This is a genomic window from Microbacterium aurum (assembly GCF_016907815.1).
GTDB classification, from domain to species: Bacteria; Actinomycetota; Actinomycetes; order Actinomycetales; family Microbacteriaceae; genus Microbacterium; species Microbacterium aurum.
On the sequence record NZ_JAFBCQ010000001.1, the window covers coordinates 1,452,708 to 1,474,840 of the forward strand.

General features: G+C 65.1%; 22 protein-coding genes and 1 other annotated feature. Of the genes, 15 read left to right on the top strand and 7 right to left on the bottom strand.

Going from position 1 to position 22,133, the window contains the following annotated elements:
- The first annotated feature begins 9 nt into the window (after positions 1 to 9).
- Positions 10 to 735: an ImmA/IrrE family metallo-endopeptidase gene (locus JOD60_RS07290; protein WP_157127885.1), complete on the top strand. Its 726-nt coding sequence runs from the start codon at positions 10 to 12 to the stop codon at positions 733 to 735.
- 143 nt (positions 736 to 878) lie between these two features.
- On the opposite strand, the gene JOD60_RS07295 is transcribed toward JOD60_RS07290, so the two are convergent.
- The 3 genes from JOD60_RS07295 to JOD60_RS07305 all read right to left on the bottom strand — a co-directional run bounded on the left by JOD60_RS07295 (position 879) and on the right by JOD60_RS07305 (position 4,835).
- Positions 879 to 1,346 carry a hypothetical protein gene (locus tag JOD60_RS07295; RefSeq protein WP_076689937.1) on the bottom strand — a complete coding sequence of 156 codons (468 nt, stop codon included), beginning with the start codon at positions 1,344 to 1,346 and terminating at the stop codon, positions 879 to 881.
- 76 nt (positions 1,347 to 1,422) lie between these two features.
- Positions 1,423 to 3,783, bottom strand: a complete 2,361-nt coding sequence (locus tag JOD60_RS07300; protein ID WP_076689939.1) for a glycoside hydrolase domain-containing protein — start codon at positions 3,781 to 3,783, stop codon at positions 1,423 to 1,425.
- Between the two features lie 2 nt (positions 3,784 to 3,785).
- Entirely contained in the window at positions 3,786 to 4,835 is a 1,050-nt protein-coding gene (locus JOD60_RS07305) for a hypothetical protein (protein ID WP_157127886.1), read from the bottom strand.
- 545 nt (positions 4,836 to 5,380) lie between these two features.
- On the opposite strand from JOD60_RS07305, the gene istA reads away from it, so the two are divergent.
- The 11 genes from istA (at position 5,381) to JOD60_RS07355 (ending at position 14,078) form a co-directional block, all read left to right on the top strand.
- Complete coding sequence (gene istA / locus JOD60_RS07310) at positions 5,381 to 6,940, top strand: IS21 family transposase (protein WP_232321616.1); 1,560 nt, start codon at positions 5,381 to 5,383, stop codon at positions 6,938 to 6,940.
- Complete coding sequence (gene istB / locus JOD60_RS07315) at positions 6,937 to 7,716, top strand: IS21-like element helper ATPase IstB (RefSeq protein ID WP_198159083.1); 780 nt, start codon at positions 6,937 to 6,939, stop codon at positions 7,714 to 7,716. Before istA ends, istB (JOD60_RS07315) begins: the two co-directional genes overlap by 4 nt.
- 378 nt (positions 7,717 to 8,094) lie before the next feature.
- The gene (locus tag JOD60_RS17320; protein WP_372430823.1) at positions 8,095 to 8,193 is read left to right on the top strand and encodes a hypothetical protein; all 99 of its coding nucleotides are present in this window, start codon (positions 8,095 to 8,097) and stop codon (positions 8,191 to 8,193) included.
- Entirely contained in the window at positions 8,159 to 8,572 is a 414-nt protein-coding gene (locus tag JOD60_RS07325) for a LysM peptidoglycan-binding domain-containing protein (protein WP_157127887.1), read from the top strand. Before JOD60_RS17320 ends, JOD60_RS07325 begins: the two co-directional genes overlap by 35 nt.
- A gap of 114 nt (positions 8,573 to 8,686) precedes the next feature.
- Positions 8,687 to 8,815 (top strand): hypothetical protein, encoded by a 129-nt coding sequence (locus tag JOD60_RS17030; RefSeq protein WP_269746955.1) that lies wholly within the window; start codon positions 8,687 to 8,689, stop codon positions 8,813 to 8,815.
- Positions 8,816 to 8,837: 22 nt separating this feature from the next.
- Positions 8,838 to 10,102, top strand: a protein-coding gene (locus tag JOD60_RS07330; RefSeq protein WP_232321716.1) for an IS3 family transposase whose coding sequence is annotated in 2 segments (ribosomal slippage) — positions 8,838 to 9,141 and positions 9,141 to 10,102 — 1,266 coding nt in all. Because the reading frame shifts where the segments join, the coding sequence is not laid out codon by codon here.
- Positions 9,137 to 9,271, top strand: a sequence feature (AL1L pseudoknot). It overlaps the preceding gene by 135 nt.
- Positions 10,103 to 10,311: 209 nt before the next feature.
- The gene (locus JOD60_RS07335; protein WP_076689950.1) at positions 10,312 to 10,731 is read left to right on the top strand and encodes a hypothetical protein; all 420 of its coding nucleotides are present in this window, start codon (positions 10,312 to 10,314) and stop codon (positions 10,729 to 10,731) included.
- Between the two features lie 51 nt (positions 10,732 to 10,782).
- The gene (locus JOD60_RS07340) at positions 10,783 to 11,346 is read left to right on the top strand and encodes a hypothetical protein (protein ID WP_157127888.1); all 564 of its coding nucleotides are present in this window, start codon (positions 10,783 to 10,785) and stop codon (positions 11,344 to 11,346) included.
- A gap of 623 nt (positions 11,347 to 11,969) precedes the next feature.
- Positions 11,970 to 12,410 (top strand): hypothetical protein, encoded by a 441-nt coding sequence (locus tag JOD60_RS07345; RefSeq protein ID WP_157127889.1) that lies wholly within the window; start codon positions 11,970 to 11,972, stop codon positions 12,408 to 12,410.
- Positions 12,401 to 13,018, top strand: coding sequence for an ATP-binding cassette domain-containing protein (locus JOD60_RS07350; protein ID WP_076689956.1), 618 nt, complete (start codon positions 12,401 to 12,403; stop codon positions 13,016 to 13,018). The genes JOD60_RS07345 and JOD60_RS07350 overlap by 10 nt, the downstream gene beginning before the upstream one ends.
- Positions 12,993 to 14,078 carry an FtsX-like permease family protein gene (locus tag JOD60_RS07355; protein ID WP_157127890.1) on the top strand — a complete coding sequence of 362 codons (1,086 nt, stop codon included), beginning with the start codon at positions 12,993 to 12,995 and terminating at the stop codon, positions 14,076 to 14,078. The genes JOD60_RS07350 and JOD60_RS07355 overlap by 26 nt, the downstream gene beginning before the upstream one ends.
- 716 nt (positions 14,079 to 14,794) lie before the next feature.
- Here the strand turns inward: JOD60_RS07355 and JOD60_RS07360 are convergent.
- The 3 genes from JOD60_RS07360 to JOD60_RS07370 all read right to left on the bottom strand — a co-directional run bounded on the left by JOD60_RS07360 (position 14,795) and on the right by JOD60_RS07370 (position 18,199).
- Positions 14,795 to 15,856: an IS110 family RNA-guided transposase gene (locus JOD60_RS07360; protein WP_076688513.1), complete on the bottom strand. Its 1,062-nt coding sequence runs from the start codon at positions 15,854 to 15,856 to the stop codon at positions 14,795 to 14,797.
- Positions 15,857 to 16,139: 283 nt separating this feature from the next.
- Positions 16,140 to 16,895 carry an IS21-like element helper ATPase IstB gene (gene istB, locus JOD60_RS07365; protein WP_076688511.1) on the bottom strand — a complete coding sequence of 252 codons (756 nt, stop codon included), beginning with the start codon at positions 16,893 to 16,895 and terminating at the stop codon, positions 16,140 to 16,142.
- Positions 16,892 to 18,199 (bottom strand): Mu transposase domain-containing protein, encoded by a 1,308-nt coding sequence (locus tag JOD60_RS07370; RefSeq protein ID WP_443673475.1) that lies wholly within the window; start codon positions 18,197 to 18,199, stop codon positions 16,892 to 16,894. Before JOD60_RS07370 ends, istB (JOD60_RS07365) begins: the two co-directional genes overlap by 4 nt.
- Before the next feature lie 280 nt (positions 18,200 to 18,479).
- Here JOD60_RS07370 and JOD60_RS07375 point away from each other — a divergent pair, with 280 nt between their 5' ends.
- Both JOD60_RS07375 and JOD60_RS07385 read left to right on the top strand, forming a co-directional pair.
- A complete protein-coding gene (locus JOD60_RS07375; RefSeq protein ID WP_157127891.1) occupies positions 18,480 to 19,037 on the top strand; it encodes a hypothetical protein in 558 nt (185 codons plus the stop codon).
- A 157-nt stretch (positions 19,038 to 19,194) separates the two neighbouring features.
- A protein-coding gene (locus JOD60_RS07385) for an IS3 family transposase (protein WP_372430786.1) occupies positions 19,195 to 20,393 on the top strand; the annotation gives its coding sequence in 2 pieces (ribosomal slippage) (positions 19,195 to 19,471 and positions 19,471 to 20,393; 1,200 coding nt in all).
- A 35-nt stretch (positions 20,394 to 20,428) separates the two neighbouring features.
- On the opposite strand, the gene JOD60_RS07390 is transcribed toward JOD60_RS07385, so the two are convergent.
- A complete protein-coding gene (locus JOD60_RS07390; protein WP_198159139.1) occupies positions 20,429 to 21,391 on the bottom strand; it encodes a hypothetical protein in 963 nt (320 codons plus the stop codon).
- A gap of 106 nt (positions 21,392 to 21,497) precedes the next feature.
- Between JOD60_RS07390 and JOD60_RS07395 the strand changes: the two genes are divergently transcribed.
- Positions 21,498 to 22,115, top strand: a complete 618-nt coding sequence (locus JOD60_RS07395) for a TetR family transcriptional regulator (protein ID WP_076689963.1) — start codon at positions 21,498 to 21,500, stop codon at positions 22,113 to 22,115.
- Positions 22,116 to 22,133: the final 18 nt, after the last annotated feature.

The following is a 22,133-nucleotide window of genomic DNA, read 5'->3' on the forward strand; positions in this document are numbered from 1 at the left end:
TTCATCAGCTTGAACGATCTCACTAAACGTCTGGGCGTGCGGGACGTCGTCTACAGCGCGACGCGGATGCATGGCTACACGGACTGGACCGAACGTGGCCCCGTGATTCGGCTTGCCATCTCCAAGACCGAAGGTCGCAGACGGATGACGCTCGCGCATGAGTGTGCACATCTGCTGCTTAACCCTCTTCTTGATCCCGACACCCTCGATGTCAGTTCGGGCGTGGCTCAAGCGCTCCGGCACCAATCGAATCAACTCCTCGATGCCCAAGGCGACATCATTCACCGCGCCGGCGAGCGGATCGGAATTGAGAGGCTCTGCGACTTGATCGCGTTCGAGCTTCTCCTCCCGCGTGCGCGTGCCCGCATGACTCAGGTCCCCGATGCCGGCGCTCTCTTCTCACTCGCGACCGAGCAGCATGTTTCGGCAACGCTTCTGGTGCATCAACTCAACTCCGCCGGACACAACCTTCGGTTCGCGAGAACCGCGCGCCTCCCTTCAGGCGGCTGGATGATCGTCGACGTCGCGGGACCCACGGGCCCTTGGCGAACTGCCGCCCTGTTGGATGAGCGGAGCTCGTCGGTCATCGAGTCTCTGCGAGCGCAGGACGACGCCCACATGGAGGTGGTGTTGGACCTCGCGGAGCCGTCACCAGCTTCGGCGTGGACAGCTTCGGTGGTGCGCAGACGGCAATCCGCGTTCGCGCTGACCGGCCGAGGAACGGCGTCACCCTAGTCGGATTCCCGGATTGCGACGGGCGGCGCCGCGCGCGACGCCAAGTACAGACGCCCATCAGTTCAACCGCATGCCGGTGGGAATGATGACTTGCGTCGCCGCGAAGTCAATGGTCGTGCAATCGAACCCACACAACCCGCGTCTCAGCACCGCGTCATCAGAATCACCCAGCAGACTGCGGACGCCGCCGTGCACGCGATGATGGTGATGAGCGCGGCAATCCTGCGGACGGTGGGGGTTTTCCAGGCGGGCGCCAGCAGCGTTGCGGTCAATGCGACGGCGAGGGTGGGCGCAAGGCTGAACGGAATTGTCGCTAGGTTCGCGAAGTTCGACGCGGTGCTCCCCCCCGGCCGAATTAGTAGGAACCCAAAGAGCGCAAGGAGGGTGAAGTGACCCATCCAGATCACCCCGGCCAGCGCCGCAGCTGTCCACCTCGCCGTGGGGGTGAGGAATCTGCGTACCCACAAGATCTCCGCGACCAGGGGCACCGCTCCCAGGGTCGCTGTCACGTAGATTCCCCACAGTCCGTTCCGCTCCGCGAGAAGACAACGGCCCGCCTCTGCGGCTGCTTGGCTGCCGGAGTTGGCGGCAATCAAGGCGCCCGCCGTCACGACCGCGGCGTAAAGGCATCCGACGATCCACGTTCGAGTGGGGTGAGCGGCCCTGCCGCGGCTTTCGGGTCGGGCACTAGATCCGGTCGAGGAGTGCATCTGCGAATCCCTGGGCAATCAGCGCCGCTTCTGTCGATGTCGGCATCCGCGCATTGTCATCTATGAAGTGCCGTACCGGAAAGTGGACCCAGATCGCGCCGCTCTGGAAAATATCGACCACAGCCGCTTCAACCGTGGCGCGAGTGCCGTCGAATCGTTGCTGATAGAACTGGGCGTAGCGCCAATGAGAATCTAGGCCGCATTGAGTTTCGATCTCTCGAACGTAGTCTGAGATCGGCCGCGACAAGACCGACTGATCCATCATCCTGCACAGGAAAGCGTCGATGTCGGCCCTCAGGTCATCAGCGGAGAATCGGGACCCTGTGATCGTGGTTCCCACATTATCGCGGAACCACTGCCGCAGTGTTCCGCTATACGAACTCCGGTAGTGGAGGTAGTAGTCGTTCCAAGCGTTCAAGATATCGCCGGCCCATCCTCCGACGTCGGGTAGGATGCAGGTTCCCTTCGAGTAGGCCACAAGATCCCAGTTCCGATATCCCCTCAGGGTGGCTGCCCAGTGGCTCAGCCTCGGTTGAACCCACGAAGCGGGCTGGGGAGCGACCGCAGTGAACGACGCTCGCTGGTCTCGCAAAGGTTGAGCGCTTAGTGGAGGCATCAAGTCCTCCAGGTTAGGCGTGTACGCGAGCCACGGGCCTTCCGTGTACTGCCATTGGAGGTGTTGGAGGAACTGCAGAACGAAATCTGCAGAAATCCCGTCCGCTCGTCCCGTCGCATGCTCGGCGCGCACATCGAGTTCGACTAGGTACCAGAAATTGTCTTCATCGAACTGCAAGTCGGTCAGCGGCGGCTTCACGACAAGCGGGGTGGGGAGTACATCTGCACTACCTGCGGGAACTGCCCGCGAAGACTGCACGTTCTTGTCAATCTCCAAGCTCGTCGCCGAGTTGGTGAGTGTCAGGCCGGCGATCTGATCATACGACCAACTCGGGGGGAGCTTGAAGCCGAGGTTTCCACTCCAGCCCCACGACATGGAAGCGATGAACGCTTCCGTGGCGAGCCCAGCATTGATGACTCGAGCGCATACGTTGCGTGTCCCGTAGACGCCGACCTTATAGTCCACTGACGTGGAGTGCAGATAGTCAGCGACGCCTTGAAAGTAGGGAATCACGTTTGTCGTGATCTGCTCATCTAGCGCATCGAAGTCCACGGCAAAGAAGACAGTAGTCCCGCCTTTGAAGCCAAGCTGCCGTAGCCTTCTCAGGGCCTGAAACCCGTGGTCGACGCCCTTCTGGTGGGAGAAGTCGGCGACGGAAGTGTTGGCCTCCTGCATGATTGGGAAGGTCTTGAGGCCAGCCGCGAAGATGCGTCCTAGCTCGCCTGGAGCGTATCGCTTGCTGAGCACGGAGATGTACCGGCCTACAGTGCGGTATCCGTTCTGATAGAGGAGGTTGCAGTGCGAGCCAGTGAGCTGCGTCATCATGTCACTGGCGATCCCCGGTCGGGTCGAGTCCCCCGTGCTGATCAGGAGCGACGCCCACGTGGCGTATGTCCCTGCACCCGTGGCCGGCAATTCTGCGTAGCCTTGGAAGCTCAGAGTCGCATTCTTAGTGTCATTGTCGAAAGTTCCGGAGAACGGCGTCGAGTAGTCGTTGAACCGGAGAGCACCTTGATACAGCCTCACCCAGTTCTTGGTCGAATCCGTAGCGCCGAGGGAGACGTAGCCGGATGATTGGAGACCGGACTTAGTCCCGGGGCCGAAGTTCCCGTTCGCCACGCCGTCGGCCATGTTCAGTTCATACTGGATGGCGAACATCAGCCCCAGTTGGGTGTTCCTGGAGAAGATGCCGTCGCAGGGGAGCAGGGGAAAGTCGAGTCGGTGAGAGTATTTGCCGTTCAACCACTGCTGGACTTCGCGTTTGTCCCATGTGCCCGAGCCGATCCTCGTGTAGGCGTCCATGGTGAGCAGTGATTTCATCAGCTTCACGTTGACCGAGGTCACTGAGGCCGACAAACCCAAGTTGGCGTTTACGACGGCAATCGAGTCGAGCAGGTCTTGGTCGAATACGCCTGGTTCCCACCCACCGCGGTAACCTTTGCACCACATCGCGCCCTGAAGAATGCGGACAACGTTCGGTCTACCTGCTGTGCTGCTGGGTGACAGGACACCGAACGTGCTCACGAACCGCGACTGGGTCGTGGGTCCGAAGGCGTCGGCGAGAGTGGTTATGTTCAACTCGATCTGCAGAGCGCGCGTGAGCGCGTAAATGGTTTCCCAGCCGGTGAAGCCGTGCGTGGGTGCTGCTACCCACTGCGAATGCCACCCGTAGGTGGTGTTCAACCAGTTCTGAACGGAGATGATCTGCGGGTCGCCGGGCATCGCTACGCCTTCTGCTCGGAGGCGAAATCGGACAGCGAGGAGCCTGACGCCGTCACGGGTGCGGATGAGTAGAGGGCGGTGTCCCGCGCATCGCCGGCGACAACTTCCGTGAACACCAGGGCAGCTGTGGGCACGACAGTCAGCCCCGGCTTCGACGGTTCTTGCTCTGCTGCGTCCTCCGGTAGCTCGAACGTCGTCTGCCACGATGCGCCGGCGGGCATCGGATCCACAACGATGCTGATCCCGGGCTTCGCGCCTGCACGATCCAGCCTGCTCGAATCGGCCGAGGGATCCGGCTCCAGCTCGCCCAGCGTCGGTCGAGGCACACGCAGCTCAACAGTGAGTCCGCTCGGCGTCGGATGCGGACCCACACTGCGAACTTCTACCAAAGCCGGAAGGTACCGGTCTTCATACGCGAACCAGCTGACATACAACTCCGCTCCCCACGCCGCTGCGGCCTGCGTCCGCAGCGGTAGCTGAGTGACCTCAGAGTTAACAGTGACCTGCGTGGCGGCGAGGTCGTCGACCAGATCAGCGGGATACCGCAGCAACGGACGGGCTTGGAGGAGGATTCGGGTTGCTCCTGAGGGAAGCGACAGAGTCAGCGCTCCGGGGCCGCTCTGGTCTCCTGTGACCTCCGCGCGTGGACGCCCGTCAGCGAACACGATTATGATCGACTCCGCTACGTCGAACGCGCGAGGGTCCCAGGTCAAGGCGACCGGCCCGGCAAAGCCGGCATCAACATCGAGGACGTTTGGGAAATCCAACTCAGTTCTCAGCGTGCCGTCGAGGTTGAACGAGGTCGCGAACAACACTGAAGAGATGCGAACCGAGGGCCTCGTGTCGTCTCCCGCGTCTGCGTGTGCTGTAGTCGGTGCCGCTAGCATGTCGACCAGAGCCGCGCCCGCGAATGTCACACCGGTCATCAGGAGAAGGGCCCGCCGCGACAAGCCTGATCGCTCTGCGGTGACCGTGGGGCCGATAGCGATCTTGGGTGCCTCAGCACGCTCCCCAGTAGAGGGCCACTGGCTGCCGCTCGGTTGTTGCTTCATGAGCGCATCTCCTAATGACAGAGGACTGGTGCGATGGACCGCCTACGACTCGGCTCGCAGGGAACCCAGGACACTTGACTGGTCGCTGCGGGAGGTTGCGAGACTCGGACCTGTGAACGCCAACGGCGGATAACACTCCACGACGTGTAATCAACTGCTCCACCACGCCTCCGTCTCCGCGGCAAGCTTCAAGCCGACTGGCCGAAAATCTAGCGGAGGGACGGCACTCGCACTGACCCACACCGGCCGGCGGTTCAGGCGCACCCGGATCGGCGAACGGGCAGTTTTTCGGCTCTCACATAGCGGAGTCTTGGGCTAACTGTGGCCGGAACGAGTCGTCCCCGAGCTGCTCTGTCGGTGGCCATGGAAAACTGCCCGTAGGCGGTCACGAGACCTGCCCGTAGGTGGCCAGGAGAACTGCCCGTTGGTGGCCATGAGTTCTGCCCACGTCTGATGGTTCCGCCCCGCGCGTCGTCGCGATGGTGGGGCCCCTTCCCGGTTCGATGACGGGTGCTTAGGTCGTCGTCGCCCGGGAAGGGGCTGTGTTGAAGTCTGACGGAGAAGTCATGGAGATTCTGGAAGCGTTCGATGCGACGGGGTCGTATCGGGCTGCGGGGCAGCTCGCGGGTTGCTCTCATCACACGGTCGCCGCGTATGTCGCGGCGCGGGACGCGGGCCGGCCTGTCGGCGCTGCGGCGCGCAGGCCGCGCGTCATCGACGAGTTCCTGCCGAAGGTCGAGGAGTTGGTCGAGAAGACGAAGGGCAAGGTTCGGGCCGACAAGGTCCACGAGGTGCTGACCTCGATCGGGTTCGAAGGGTCGGAGCGGTCGACCAGGCGGGCGGTCGCTGCGGTGAAGGCGTCGTGGCGGGCGGGGAACCGTCGGGTGCATCGGCCGTGGGTCACCGAGCCGGGGCTGTGGTTGCAGTACGACTTCGGCGACGGGCCCGTGGTCGGCGGGGTGAAGACGGTGCTGTTCGTCGCCTGGCTCGCGTTCAGTCGGTTCCGGGTGGTGATCCCGATCCGCGACAAGACCCTCCCGAGCGTGTTCGCCGCGTTGGATCGGACGTTCCGGGCGGTCGGGGGCGCGCCGACGTATGTCCTCACCGACAACGAGAAGACGGTCACCACGATGCATATCGCGGGGGTCCCGGTCCGCAACGCGCAGACGGTGTCGTTCGCCGCGCATTACGGGGTCACGGTGCTGACCTGTCAGCCCGCGGACCCGGCCTCGAAGGGTGGCGCGGAAGCGTCGGTGAAGCTCGCGAAAGCGGACCTGGTGCCCACCGATGCGAACCTCCGCGACCAGTACGCCTCATTCGGCGAACTCGAGGCGGCCTGCGACGCGTTCATGGACGACGTCAACGGGCGGGAGCACCGGGTGACCAAGCGGCGCCCGGTCGAGGTGCTCGCTGAGGAGCAGCAGCGGCTGCACCCGGTCCCGGGTCGTGCTCACACCATCGCGTTCGGAGTGTCCCGGCGGGTCGGGGAGAACACGCCGATGGTCGCGTTCGAGAACGGGCAGTATTCCGTCCCGCACCTGCTGATGGGCGCGGAGGTGTTCGTCCGTGTCCAGGGCGCCGCTGACTCCGAGCGGGTCGTGATCGTCCACCACGGCATCGACGGGCCCGTCGAGGTCGCCCGACACGACCGCGCCCGCCCCGGGACCCCCAGGATCGACGACGCCCACTTCCCCGCCCAGCCGGGGGTGAAGGTTCCCGGCGACTACACGATCAAGGCCCGCAGCACCGAGGAGGCGGAGTTCCTCGGTATCGGTCACGGCGCCGCGGCCTGGCTGCTCGAGGCCGCAGCGGCCGGGACGCAGCGGATGAACCAGAAGATGCGGGAAGCCGTCCAGCTCGCCCGGATCCACGGGATCGAGGTCGTCGACGAAACCCTCGGCACCGCAGCCGCGTATGGCCGGTTCGATACCGGTGATCTCACGTCGATCCTCGGCAGCCGGATCACCGCGACGCCGGCGAGGGCGGCGTCGGAGACCCGGTCGCTCGCGCAGGGCACGTCCGGGTGGGCCGCGATCGGCCAGCCGCGGGGTGTGATCGTCCCCGTCGTCGAGATCATCGCGACGGACGAGGAGGACGAGCTGTGAGCGTCGCGACCCCTGCCGCCCCGCCGATCCCGGCCGAGTTGGAGCAGACCATGCGGCAGCTGAAGATGCCCTACGCCCGCGGCATCGCACCCGACGTGTTCGCGACCGCAAGGGCACAACGCTGGGAACCCGCGGAGGTTGTCAAAGCACTCCTCGACGCCGAGATCGCCGGCCGGTCCCGGTCCATGCTCGCCGCCCGCCGCAAGGCCGCCGGGTTCCCCACCGGGAAGACCTTCGACTCCTGGGACCAGTCCCTGTCGACGATCCCGGCGCCGACCCAGCAGGCGTTGCGGACCCTGGAATGGGTGCACCGGCGGGAGAACCTCGTGATCTGCGGGCCCGCCGGGACAGGGAAGACGTTCTTCCTCGAAGCGCTCGGCCAGCACGCCGTCGAACAAGGCCTCCGCGTCGCGTGGTTCCGGCTCGAGGACCTCGGCGCGCTGATCCGCGCGCACCGCGTCGACGACACCGTCACCCGCACCGTCGCCCGGATCCTCCGCGCCGACCTCGTCGTCGTTGACGACATCGGTCTACTCGGCGTCGGCGACGACGCCGCGGAAGGCCTCTACCGGCTCGTCGACGCCGCCTACGAGAAACGATCGATCGCGATCAGCTCGAACCTGCACCCCTCCGGGTTCGACGAGCTCATGCCCAAGACCCTCGCGACCGCGACCGTCGACCGGCTCCTCCACCATGCCCACCTCGCGCAGACCACCGGCGAGTCCATCCGCCTCGCGCAGGCCCTCGCCGGCACGGGGGTGACCCCCATGACCTGACCCGGCGGGACTGCCTCACGCGGCCAGGGCCACCACAACCCGGTGGGCAGAACTCCTGGCCGCGAATGGGCAGTTCCACTGGCCACCAGCGGGCACTTCCGCTGGCCGCCTATGGGCAATTCCTACTGGCCGTTGACACTGCTCGCCACGATGAACCGGTTGTGAAGGTTTCGTCCGAATGGGTGAACATCAGGAGCGTTCTCTGCGGTGAGGTCCCCTGGGATGATGGGTTTCCGGCAGGGTCGCCGGCGTCGTGGACGTTGGTGAGCCATCGTGCGATGGTGTTCGTCGGCGCCGCCCCGTTGGAACGCAGCCCGGAGCTGGGTCACGCAAAGCAATGGCACCCGCCCGCGGACCCCACCGACCACGGCCGGAGATATGGAGCTGCGGATCCCGAAGCTGCGGCAAGGGTCGTTCACGGATACTGTGGCGAGGCGTATTCATGAGCGTTCGCAAGTGGTGCGATGTCATCGGTGAATGCGAATATCGGGTCATGCGCACCATTACCAAGGCCCTGACCGGAGTCGCCGTCGTTGCCGTCGCCCTGTCCCTAGCAGCTTGCACTGCGACCGAGATAGCTCCGCTCGAAACGTCCACGGCAACGCCACTCGCATCCACGTCCTCGACGGCCACGGCAACCGCGCCTGCCACGGTTCCGGTAGACAGTGGTCCGGGCGACTCAGCCACGGGGACCGCGGTGCTAGATGCGAACGGCACGCCCATCGGTTACATCGTCGCCGAGGGCGACACCGCCTGGGGTATCGAACGGCGGTTTGGCATCAATGGCCTTGCAGAGCGCTACAACAGATACCTGCAACCGGGCGAGCGCCTCGACCTGGTGGCCAGCGCACCCTGAGTGCCCCACGGGCGAGAACTCGAGACCCCCTGCTCTTCATTCCAAGGGCAGGGGTTTGAACACCACAGGAAAGAGCCGATCCAGCCTGGATCGGCCGAAAGGAAGGTACAAACTATGGCCGATATCTACACTATCGGTGGCGATTTCCTCGCCGATGGCAGTGTCCGCGCATTCACGAACCCGCGCTACAAGCCCACTGGCGGGGTCGATGTGAAGCGCCCTGAGTTTGTTGGAGGCTCCTGACCTTGGAAACGAGGATGGGGTTATGCCGAAGGAACTGGCGAATGGGAAGCCGACGACGCGTCGCTACTCGGACGAGGAGAAGGCCGCCGCGGTGCGGATGGTGAGGACGCTGCGCGCCGAGCTCGGTGTCACGCAGGGGACGGTGCAGCGGGTCGCGACGCAGCTCGGCTACGGGGTCGAGTCGGTGCGGATGTGGGTGAAGCAGGCCGACATCGACGACGGCGTCACGCCGGGTGTGAGCTCGGCTGAGGCGCAGAGGGTGAAGGAGCTTGAGCAAGAGGTTCGGGAGTTGCGTCGGGCCACTGAGGTGCTCAAGCGGGCTGCGTCTTTCTTCGGGGCGGAGCTCGACCGCCACTACCGGAAGTAGTCGCGTTCATCGACGCGAACAAGGACGACGTCGTGGACGGTCGCCGGCTCGGAGTCGAGCTCATCTGCAGACAGTTGCAGGTGGCTCCGAGTAGCTACTATGCCGCCAAAACCCGTGTCCCGTCCGCTCGCGCGGTGCGGGATGGGGAGTTAATCCCGCAGCTGGTCGAGCTGTGGGAGGCGAACTACCGGGTCTACGGGGTCCGCAAGCTCTGGAAGGCCGCCCGGCGCGCGGGGATCATGATCGGTCGTGACCAGACCGCGAGGCTGATGAAGCTGGCGGGGATCGAAGGCGCCAGACGGTTGAAGAAGGTCAAGACGACCCGGCCGGATCCGGCGTCGGCGCGGCACCCAGATCTGGTGCAACGGGAGTTCACTGCGACCGCCCCGAACCGGCTCTGGGTCACGGATCTGACGTTCGTGCCGACATGGGCCGGTGTGGCGTATGTGTGCTTCATCATCGACGCGTTCTCCCGCATGATCGTCGGGTGGCGGGTCGCGTCACACATGCGCACCGAGATGATCCTCGACGCAATCGAGATGGCCCGCTGGTCCCGCGGCCACCACCACGCCGGCCTGCGATGTCACAGCGATGCCGGGTCTCAATTCACGTCGATCCGCTACGGCGAACGACTCGCGGAGATCGGCGCCACACCGTCGATCGGGACGGTCGGCGACAGCTACGACAATGCCCTGGCTGAGACGGTGAACGGCTACTACAAGGCGGAACTCGTCCGTGGACCGGCACGCCCGGGGCCGTGGAAGACGGTCGAGGACCTCGAGCTCGCAACTCTCGGCTGGGTGCACTGGCACAACACGCAGCGCCTCCATGGCTACCTCGGCGACGTCCCGCCCGCCGAGTTCGAGAACGCGTTCTATGCTGTCCAAGCCGACCGCGAACCGTTGGTCGGAATCAAATAGCGCGAGTCTCCATCAGACCCAGGGCGCTTCAATTCGCACGGCATGTTTGCGTTGTTTGGGTGGTTGAGCCCAGTAACGACGTGGTTGTGAGCTTGGTCACCCCGCTCCCGCTGTCCAGCCGTCCCCGTCATCTGCCGCATATCCTCTATTGAGCCTGCTGAATGGGAGCAGACGATCACATCAGAGTAGATATGAATCGGGGCCCAAAGATGAAGAAGAAGATCGCGGCGATCATCCTCGCCGCCGCTGCGGCAACCGTTTCGGTGGCGGGAGTCGGTGCTCCGGCTTACGCAGACGGCAACGGTATTGCTTTCGGGAGCGACGGGACCGTCGTGGTCTTGGGAGTTAAGGGCACCTATAACCGGGTGACGAGCATGTCCGTAGCGGTCAACTACTCACCCCCGGTGACCGTCGGAACTATCTGTGATGGTCAGGCTAGGGGGTACGGGACGCTGCTGAGTGGGAGTGCCTGGTCGAAGACTTGGGGAACCTACAGCGGGTGTTTCCCGCTCGCGTGGAGCTCCGCAACGTCGGTAAATAAGGACTTCAAGAGCCACACCAACATGACGGGCCGCGCATTCCACGACGGGAAGCTCAACTCTGGCGCTCCCACCGTCGCGATTCAGTAGCGAATCCGACCGCAGAGCAGAGAGGTGCGCGGCATGAGGCGACTGGTAAGTGTGGCGGTGATCGTCGTCGTCACGATGATGGGCGGCGGGTGCGCGAGCGTCACACCATCCAGCCCGTCGATTGATGTGAAACAGCTCGCAGCGTCCACCAGTCAATTTCAAAAGGAGATACTCACGGACGGCGTGGTGACCCCCGCAGAGTACGAGAGCGCCTTGTTGGCGCACCGGCAGTGCGTAACGGAAGCTGGCGCCGACGCGGGCCAGCTGTATGAGATCGGGAACAATGAACTCACCTTCGACTACGAGGTGGTCGCCGACAGCGACGAGGCGGTGAATGAGATCAACACGTTGGCCGACGAGTGCATGAACCTGTATCGCCGCGACGTGGGAGCGGTGTGGGCGCAGCAGCAATTGTTGACCCCACAGGAGCGTGAGGACCTTCGTCCGAAGGTGATCCGTTGCCTGCAGGCCGCTGGCTTCGATGTTGCCGCGGATGCGGACTTTGATGAGATCATCGCCGCGATCTATCAGGACGGTGGAATCGAGGCGAGCCAGGAGTGCTTCCAGAAGTACCCCGGTTTCTTTGCGGTGCCGGCAAAGCCACTGACGCAGTGAGGAAACGCAAGGAGGCGCGGAGAACCGCGCGGGGCATCGTGCTACTACTCGGCTTCTTGATTGCCCCAGCGGTGCTCGCTGGTAGCGCCCTGGCGGTAGGCGGCCTCGTCTCGACCCAAGTGGACTCGGCACCCGAGGCCGCTACGACGACGGTGACGTGGACGAACGGGAGTGACTCAAGACCAGTAACCATTCAAGTTGTGTCCGACGATGGTGTTCAACTGCTCGCACCGGCATGGAGCGGGTTAGTCACGGATGTAGCCCCCATCGTTGGCAAGGATCTGCAGACCGGTTCCCGAGTAGTCCAGATCGACGGGGTGTGGCGCCTCGCGTCGCACACTGCGCAACCATTTTACCGGTCTATCGCGCGCGGGGACTCTGGTTGGGATGTGTCGATGCTGAACGAGCTTCTATTGACGCTGCAGCTTCCAGCCGGGAAGGGCCCCCGGTGGTCGAACGAGACTCAGCTGGGCGTGTCACGCCTCGCGCAGGATCTCGGAGCCTCCTCGTCCAGCGACACGCCGTTCGACCCTGGTTGGATGATCTGGCTACCAAACCCCACACAAAGAGTCGGGGCCGTAGCGGTCAAGGTGGGCGCCCCAGCACCTGCCCCAGGAGCAGAAGTGGCGCGCGGACTCCCGACTGTTGTCAGCGCAGCGATTGATCAGGAACGTTCAGACCTCTCAGGAGTTCAGGGCGCGGGCTGGGACCTGGTCGTCGGTGATGACTCCACGCCGTATAGCGGTATCCCCAGTGCCCCGGTGGAAGACCCAGCCGTTTTTCACCCCGTCGTTTCGGGCGAATCCTCGACGACGGGGATTTTGCAACGGAGTGACCCGGTGCCCGGGTTCGATATCGCCCCGTCCGCCATCGTCGAGGCGGGAGATCCCGAACGGTACTGCGTGTTCACCGCTACCGCCTCACCTGCCCCCTCGTGGAAAGCGATCTCCGTGGAGGTGCTCGGCGGGGAGATCGGGGTGAGCAGGATCAGGGGCAAGATTGATCGCAACGTGAGCGTGTTGCTCAACCCTCGTGATGTGCTGAAGGATCCATCATGCGGGTAGTACTCGAGGATGTCTCCTTCGCCTACCCTGGATCAGTCGAGCCGCTATTCCTCAACTTCTCCTACGCGTTCGATGCTGGCACGGTGACGGCGGTTGTGGGCCCCTCTGGCACGGGCAAGTCCACGCTGCTCGACCTCATCGGGGGCCTGCAGCTTCCAGATTCCGGTAGTGTCGAACTTCACGACGCCGAGAGCAGCCGCATCGGCCCGAGATGCTCCTGGGTGTTGCAGAACAACATGCTATTGGGCGGTCGAACTGCCGTTGACAACGCGGCTCTCGCTCTTATCGCCACGGGCTCGCCCAGGGGCGAAAGCCGTGCGCGCGCGCTGGACGCGCTGACACGATTCGGTCTCTCCGACCGTGCTGACTACCCCCCGGAAAGACTGTCCGGCGGAGAGGCGCAGCGAGTCACGATTGCTCGGTGCTTTCTATCCGCCGCTCCGATCATCCTGGCCGACGAGCCGACTGGTCAGCTGGACTCATTGAACTCACAACTGGTGTTCGACGCCCTCATTGAGTCTGCCTCGGACGGCAAAGTAGTGATCCTCGCGACTCACGATCAAGCTCTGGCCCAACAGGCCCATGCAATCGTGGACCTGGCAGGGTGAACAAACTATGGATCCAGGCGAACTGCTCAAGGAAGCTCTTCTAGGCATCCGGGCGCATTCTGGGAAGTTTATAATTTCCGGAATTGCATGCGTGCTGCTCTTTAGTGTGCTGGGGTGGATCGAGGCGAATGCTGTTGCTCAACTCGCAGCGGTCCAGCAGGCCGATTCGCTGCGGGGCGCTGACGTGCTTGTGGTCACACCCGACCGTGGCGCCATGCCTTCAGGAGCCTGCGAACGCCTAGATACCGTCGGGGGCGTGATTGCTGTCGGGGGTCTAAGTCTTGCCGGCGTCGAAAGCCCGGAAAAGGCTCCTCGGAACCCATATCAGCTTGCCGTCGCGAGCGGCGCGTATCTGTCGATAGTGGATCCTCATCTAGAGTCGCGCGGCTCGCTCTATGCTGGCGACAATGCCGCGTTGACGCTTGGAGTGACCGCGGGGTCGATGCTGTCGTTCCCTGGACGCAGGGCGGCGCTGGCTGGCGTCGTCGATACTAGCTTTCGGGCGCCTGAGCAGAGTCGGTGGGTGTACCAGCATGCGGACTGGCCATCCCGCATTGATCAATGTTGGGTAGAGGCGGCACGGGGTCTCGGGCCGACGGTCGCCGCTGCCCTTCCCGCACTCATGGCATCGGGCGGAAGTCTCAATGTGGATGCGCTCTACGCGCGGACGTACGATATGCGCCTCGACGAGTGGAAGGGGCGTGCGTCCAATTGGTACTGGGTGGTGGCCTCATTGGTCTGTCTCACGCCGTTGATCCTCAACGCCCGCAGTCGACGTCGTGAACTAGCCCTTTACCGGATCGCTGGCGCAACGCGTTCAAACACCTTCACCCTCGCCGCCCTTGAAGCTACGATGTGCGTGTCAGGCGCAACGGTACTGTCGCTCGCGGTCCTGTGGAGTGTCATGATGCTCAGTGGAACCGTCTGGTTAGAGAGCGCCATGTTCTATGGGGTGAGAGCCATCACGCTGACTACTGCTGCGGTTCTAAGTGGCGGATATCTACTGGCGTACCAGACATCGAACGCTAACCTCAGTGCTTCCATGCGAGATCGGGGTTGAATTGAACGACAAGTCGACCGTTAGGGCCGTCGTGATGCCTATCCTGGGTGCGATCTTGATCTTGGTTGGTGTCGGCGGGGCTGTGCTGGCCTCAGGCGCACTGCCGACGAACTCTTTCGGGTTCCTCCTCGCAATTGCGGCAGTAGCAGTCGGCGCGGTGGCCCTCGTACGCGGTATTCGACCCCCGCGAGACCGTGAGTAGCAATGTGCTCGGCGCGCCTGACCGGACACGCGGAGATCCAGACCCAGGGGTTAAACGTCGGAGGTCGGTCTGACCCGAGCCATAGGAGTGGCGCGCTAACGGGCACATGTTCGAGTATCTCCGACCTGCGCTGGCGGCGACGCGAGGGGCGAGAGCTAGAGGATAAACAACGTGCTGCGGCCTCCTACCTGCCCTCGAAGACAGGGTCAAAGGACTGTGCGGCGATAACAACCAGCTGATCGCGCAGATAGCGCTCGACTACGAAGATGGTTGGTCCGAGAAACTGAAACACCACGTTGAGTCGACCGCGCTGACATACGCCAAGGAGGAAAAGGGCCGGGCGTACAGTCGCGAGAACGAAGTACTCTCCAGTGACGGCGCTCAGCGATTTTCCTCAGAGTTGCTCATCGAAGTTCCTCAGGTCGCGTGGGTAGGTTAGCGCAGGTTTGTGCCGGTGGTGGCGCGGCGGAGTTCGTCGGCTGCGGCGTGGTGGTTGCGGACTCTTCTATGTGTGTCAAGTCGGCGTTACGGCACGGTTCAGTTGACGATAGATCCGTCGGGCGAGGTAGCGCTTGAGGCAGCGGCGGATCTCCTTGTTGGTGCGGCCTTCGGTGCGGCGTCGTTCGACGTAGGCGCGGGTGGCGGGGTCGCAGCGCATGCGGGTGACGACGGCCATGTGCAGGGCTCGGTTCAGCCGCCTGTCACCGCCACGGTTGAGACGGTGTCGGGCGGTGTTTCCGGAAGAGGCGGGGATGGGGTTGACACCGGCGAGAGACGCGAACGCGGCCTCGGAGCGGAGCCGACCGACGTGTGACCAGGCGGTCATCGTGATCGCGGCCGTCACGACACCGATGCCAGGCTCGTCAAGCAGTGTCGCCGCTGGAGTGGCATGAACGAGCGCTTCCATTCGTAACCTGTTCTCGGCGAGTTCGTCATTGAGGGCGGTCACTCGTTTGGCGAGACGGATGGCTTCGGCGCGGGCCGTAGCGGCAGCGACTGTTTCGGCCCGGGCACGCCACCGGGTGATCTCGGTGACCTGAGTGCTGGTCAATGGTCGGCGGGCGTCGATGCCGAGGTTGACAGTCCGCAGCAGCGCGGTGAGCGCGTTGATGGTGCCGGTGCGTTCGGTGGTCATGTGTTCTCGGGCGGTGACGAGCACGCGCAGAGCGGCGCGTTCACCGTCGTCGTCGCGTGGGTTCCTCAGGTGCGTGATCTCCAGCGGCAGCGCAGCTGCTGCGATTCGGCGGGCATCAAGCGGGTCGGACTTGCCCACCCCTCGGTTCGTGCGCGCATTCATCCGGGGTGCTTCAGCGACCTGGTAGCCGGTCTGCGCGACCGTCTGCGCGAGTCGCGCCCCGTAGGAGCCGATCCCCTCGATGACCCACAAAACGTCCAGGTCCGCGCCGGTGCGCCGCCCGGCCCAGTCGATTGCGCGTTGAAGACCCGCGTGAGTGGTCGGGAACTGTGCAGTGTCGACCAGTTCTCCCAACGGTGCAGCGAGGATCGCCAGGGTATGCGTCTTCGCGTGAGCGTCGACTCCGATGACAAATGGATGGGTATGCGCGACGATGGCCATGGCGATCGACGCTCCTTCCTTGATCTGGGAACAGGACCGGTCGCTGAGGCCGGTGCCGGACCGGGAAGGAGTCACTGGGACAGCTCTGTGATGGGCCACGACCCCGCGGGATCGGGCAGTCTTCTGATCAAGTCGCCAAGTGGGCCGGGACGGCGCCGGCCACCCGCTCAGCGTGGACATGTCCGCAATGAAGACACTCCACGAGGAGGACATAGCCGGTATGAGTCACACGCCGAGCGAGGCGGCCGACACCATCCTGGCAGCCGGTCCCGGACCAGCCGGTTCAAGACTCACAGAGCCGGTAGGAGGCGCCGTCGAGTGTGATGACGACGGATCGGTGTAGGAGCCGGTCGAGCATGGCGGCGGCGACGGTGGTGTCGCCGAGGATCTCGCCCCAGGCGCCGACGGGCCGGTTCGTGGTGAGCACGATCGAGGTTTTGAGGTAGCGCTGGTTGATGACCTGGAACAGTGCGGACGCGGCTTCGCCGGGTAGCGGGAGGTAGCCGAGTTCATCGATGATCAGGAGTGTGGGGCCGGCGAAGAACCGCATCATGGTCGCCCATTTCCCTTCGATCGCGGCGCGGTGGCAGCGGGCGGCGAGGTCGGCGGCGGAGGTGAAGTAGACCCGGTAGCCGGCGGTGACGGCGGCGTGGCCGAGCCCGGTCGCGATGTGGGTCTTCCCGACCCCGGGCGGGCCGATTAGGAGCACGTTGGTCGCGGTCTCGAGGTATCGGCAGGTGCCCAGCTCTGTCAGCAGCGACCGGTCTATGCCGGAGGCGGAATCTAGGTCGAAGTCGTCGAGGGTGGCGCCGGTGGGCAGGTTCGCGAACCGGAACCTGCCGGTCAGGCGCCGCGCATCGGTCGCGGTGACCTCGATCGCGAGGAGCCGCTCCAGGGTGTGGGTGAGGGTCCATCCCTCGGCGGTGGCCTGGTCCAGCACGGCGGGCAGCGCCTCGGCGGCGTCGGCGAGTTTCAGGTCGGTGAGGTGGCCGCGCAGCTGCTGGTAGACGCTGGCCGCGGTCTTGGCGGGGGTGGTCATTGGAGGGTGTTCCTGTTCTTCGCGGCCTGCTCGTAAGCGGCCAGATCGATCACGGTCGTGGAGGGTGCGCCGGTGCCGGTGAGCACGGCGGCGGCGCGGAGTGCGGCGGTCCCGGGCGGGATGCGTTCCTTGCGCCGGTGCGGGCGTCCCGGCGGCGCCGAGGCGAGGGCGATGGCTTCAAGCGCGGTGACGTGGCCGGTGTCGCGGATCGTGACTCCGAGGCCGGGCTCGGCGACCTTGTGGCGAGCGATCACGGCGCCCGAGACGGTGGCGATGTCGATCACTGCGGCGCCGAGCGGCTGTGAGACGATCACCTTCGCTGCGGCGAGTTCTGGCGGGACGGAGTACCGGTTCCCGCGCCAGTCGATCAACGCCTGCCGGGTCGCGGTGCGCTCCTCGGCCACCACGACGGGGAACACCGACTGGGGAAGCGGACGCAGCCGCTCCGCGGCGAACATCGCTTTCGCGGTCGTGTTCCCCGTCTCGGTCTGGCGTGGCCGGTCGTCCTGCCCCGTCGCGAACGCCTCGAAGCTGGCTTGCGCCTGCTCCAAGGTGAGCTCGTCGGGGACGGTCCGCCACCAGCGTTGCGCGGCGGTGTGGTTGTTCTTCTCGACCACGCCTTTCCGGTTCCCTGAGCGGGGCCGGCACGCGATGACCGTCACCGCGTGGTGCTTGGCGAACGCGGCGAACATCGGCGTCAGGTCGCTGGTGCCCTGCTTGAGGACCGTGGTCATCCGGTCGAACCGCCAGTCCCGGGTGAGGCCGCCCAGCAACCCCAGCAGGGTCGTCATCGCAGCCAGCAGATGCGGCAGGTCCATCGAGGGAGACAGCACGCCCCGCCAGATGCCGGAGTGGGCAAGCGACCCGACCAGAGCGTAGGCCTTCTTGTGACCGAACCCCCACGACGCGGGCGGGTCAGGGAGCTCGACCCAGTCGAACTGGGTCTCCTCGCCGGGCGGATGCTCGATGACCGCGTTCGGCCGCTTCGTGACGTGCGCGCACGCGACGCACGCCGGCCGCAGCCCCCGGTCGCGGATCTGCCGCGTCAACGACTGATACGACCCGGCGTAACCCAGCTGGCGCAGCTCGTCCAGCAGCGTGATGACCCATAAGTGCGGGTCCTCGATCAGCCGCGCGGTCACATACGCGACGAACACGTCGAACGCGTCCGGAACGGTCCGCTTACGCACCCCAGGGGTGCGCTGCCCGGACAGATACGCCCGGATCGTCTTGCGGTCATGGTCGGTGCGGCGGGCGATCTCGCTGATCGTCATCCCCTGCCGTCTGAGCGCGTGGATATCCACGTCGTCCTCCTCTGAAAGCATGAAGAACAGGGCCTCTCTCGAGCTGGTGCGTGGTCAGAGACCACCAGCATCGAGGGAGGCCCGCCTCATGCGGCGGAGCGACCCAGGGTGGGGAACTTCGATGAGCAGAACTGGGGAATTTCAGTGAGCGCCGTCACCAGTCTCGTTCTCGACATCGAGCCCCGGTGCCGCGGGAAACGAGGGCCGCATTGAGAGCGCCATCCAACAGTTGCGCACCGTGCCTCGCAGGTTCCGCGCGCCGCTTCGCGTGGAAGAGAGGATGGACGACCTGCGGGCACGAATGTCCGAGCTGTATGAGGCTGCCCTCGGTGACATGGTCGCCATCGAATCGTCGGATATCAACCTGGACGACGAGATGGAGGGGGTCAGAGAGCATGTTGCAGGGCTCTCGCTCGAGCCGGCCCTGTACCGGTTCAGCCGCCTCTTCCCATGGCTGTCGGAGGCGCAAGAGCGTGAAGAGGCGGAACCGGCGCTGAGCTGTCAGCTCCTCGTCCCCACCGTCACTCTCACCGGAGACGCCCGAGTCACAGACAAAGCGGACACCCCGGACGCTGTCGAATCCGAGATGGGACGGCTTGCCGCGGTGCGTCGTGCGCTCAGGACGCACGGAAGGATCTTGCCGGCGCTGGGGTCCTTCGCGCCGAGCACACGCTCAGTCGGGTTGACTTCCTGCATCTCGCCCGCAAGTCGTCGTTCGTGCCGCCCGGCCGAGAAGTGCTGTTCGCGGCTGGACTTTCCGCTGGATGGAACCGCGACTTCGGCGTCGCCGTCCACATCCTCGTCCCACAGCTCGAAGCCACCGTTCGGTATCACTTGAAGAACGCTGGTGTAACGACTCCGCACCTCGACGATGACGGACTAGAAGAACACATCAGCTTGCCCGCACTCCTCGATAAAGAGTGAGGTTGCCCCCGAATCCCGGACACTGACCAGGCGGGATCCGCGTGTTCGCGGGCCTGTCAGGGAGGATGTCCGTGATGGGCACGAGCAAGAAGAGGAAGTCGTATACGCCGGAGTATCGCCGTGAGGCGGCCCGGCTGGTGATCGACACGGATCGCACGATCGCGGCGGTCGCCCGCGAGATCGGGGTCGGCGAGGCGCTGCTGGGCCGGTGGGTGCATACCGAGCGTGCCCGGACCGGTGACGGCGAGGCGGCGCCGCTGGATCTGGACGAGCGGGCCGAGCTGGAACGGCTGCGTCGTGAGGTGCAGGAACTGCGGATGGACAACGAGTTCCTGGGAAAAGCGGCGGCCTTCTTCGCGTCGAAGCAGAACCCGAGGAGCGGTTCGCGGTGATCGAGGCGGAGAAGGCCGGCAGCACGACGATGACGGTCACCCGGATGTGCCGTCTGCTGGGGGTGGACCGGCGGCGGTTCTACGAGTGGCGTGCCCGGCAGTCCGCGGGCCCCTCTGCGCGGCAGCAGCGGGACGCGGACCTCACCGTCCAGATCGCGGCGTTCCACGCCGCATCGGATGGCACCTACGGGGCGCCGCGGATCCACGCCGACTTGCAGGACGCCGGTGTCGCCGTATCGCGGAAGAAGGTCGCCAGCCTGATGCGGGACAAGAGGATCGCGGGTATCAGCCCCCGCACCTGGCACCCGCCGACCACCGTCCACGGGGATGACCCGTTCCCCGTCCCCGACCTCGTTGAGCGGCAGTTCGACCAGGGTGAGAGGGACCTGGCTTGGTTCTCGGACATCACCTATCTGCGCACCGGTGAGGGATGGGCATACCTGTGCGTCGTCCGCGACGGGCACACCCGCCGGGTCCTCGGACGCTGCGTCGCCGACAACATGCACACCGACCTCGTGGAGGCGGCACTGCGGCAAGCAGTCGCGCTCCGCGGTGCGCTGCCGCGGAAGGTGATCTTCCACGCGGACAGGGGCACCCAGTACACCAGCGGCCAGCTCGCGGACGCCGCGAGGGAGCTTGGGGTGCTCCGGTCGATGGGCCGCACCGGCGTGTGCTGGGACAACGCTGCCGCCGAGTCGTTCTGGTCGATCTTCAAGAACGAGTACTACCACCGGCACGTGTTCGCCACGATCGACGCTGCTCGCCGCGGCGCATACGCCTGGATCGACGGCTGGTACAACGCCCGCCGACGCCACTCCGGCATCGGCTACCTCAGCCCGCTAGAGTACGAACGCCGCCAGCTCGCGCTGGCAGCCTGACCAACCAACCACCTGTCCGGGATTCGGGGGCAACCTCACGGGTCGGTGGAGGGCGTGGGTGTGGGCGTGGTCGTGGGTGTCGGCGTGGGCGTGGGTGTCGGCGTGGGCGTGGGTGTGGCGGTGGGTGTCGCGGTGGGCGTGGGCGTCGGGGTGGGTGTGGGTGTCGGGGTGGGCGTGGGTGTGGCGGTGGGTGTCGCGGTGGGCGTGGGCGTCGGGGTGGGTGTGGGTGTCGGGGTGGCGGTGGGCGTGGCGGTGGGTGAGGGGGTCGGTGCTGCGGTATCCGAGACGAGCGCGAAGGAGCGAGCCACATCGACGAGGCTGGGGCTTTCGACGCCGCGGGGGAGGGCGAAGGCAGGGTTGGTCGACGCCTGCGTATCCGTGAGCGTGAAGCCCGCGGCGGGCTCGAAGGAGATGCGGTAATCGTCGGCGGATGTCGTCGGCAGGGCGCCGGAGGTGAAAGTGCCGTCGGCGGCGACGGCGAAGCGCTGCACGGCCGTGCCGCCGCTGAGAATGGTGATGCTCGAGCCGGAAAGGTCTGAGACGGGTCCCGCATCCGTCGTCGCCGTCACCGCTCCGCCTATCGCGCCGAATGAACCTTCCAGCACGACGGAGACCGGATGGCCCAGGACGGGGTTGAACTCGGTCCGCGCCGTGGAGTCGACGAGGTCACCGATGGCGCCGCGCCAGGATGCCTCGGCGATGAAGCTGGTGTCGGTCGCCGGGACTTCGAGGGAAACGGTTCCGTCGCCGCCCGTGACGCCTGTGGCTATCACCTGCTCGGGGTCGTCGGCGGGATACACGCTCACGGTCGTGCCGCCCAGCGGCGCCGAGGCCATGTCATCCGAGATCGTCGTCGTGATGAGCACACGTTCGGATTCATCGGCGCTGGCGGTCAACGGCACCGTCACGAGGACGAGTCCGGTGATCGCTGACAGCGCGCCGAGGGTGCGCACGCGTGGCACCCGGTCGCGACGGCGTTGTTCGGTGAGGCGGGGCATGCCCATCCCTTCTGATCGTTCTCCTCTAACTATGGACTAAGTGCAATCTTGCACACAAGCCAAATATCTACGAACGTAGGATGGCCTCCAGATCGAGGGGAGAGTGATGACCGAAGGGCTCAGAGAGCGCAAGATGCGTATCGCACGCCGCACGATGGAAGAAGCGGCGGTCGGGCTCGCCTACGACGACGGCGTGCAAGCGGTGACGGTCGACCGCGTCTGCGCGATTGCGATGGTCTCGCGCAGCACCTTCTTCAACTACTTCCCGTCGCTCGAACACGCGATCTTCGGGCCGGCGTTGACATACGACCTCGCTCTTACCGAGCGCATCCTCGCGGCGCACGAGGACGATCTCGTGGTTGCGGCCTCATTGATCGTGATGGAGTCCGTACGCGGGCAAGGGGATGACGAACTCCTGCGCAAACGATTCGCGCTCTTCGCGCGTGAGCCGGGAACGACGACGACGGTGTCCTGGGCGGCCGGGACGAGTCGCGCCGGCCTGCAGGAGGTGATCAGGAGCTGGCTCGATGAGCATCCGGCATCCGCTCGTCTGGTGGACGCCGACCACACCACCGAGGCGCGGATGATCGTGAACTTCTCCATCGCACTGGGCGACGAGGTCATGCGGCTGGTCGGCGAGGACGGAGCGGACTTCCCGTTCGACCCTGCGGTGTTTCGCACCGTGCGCGAGCGGATGCAGGTACTCAGTGTCCCCGCGCGGTGAACGCGCCGCACCGCGATC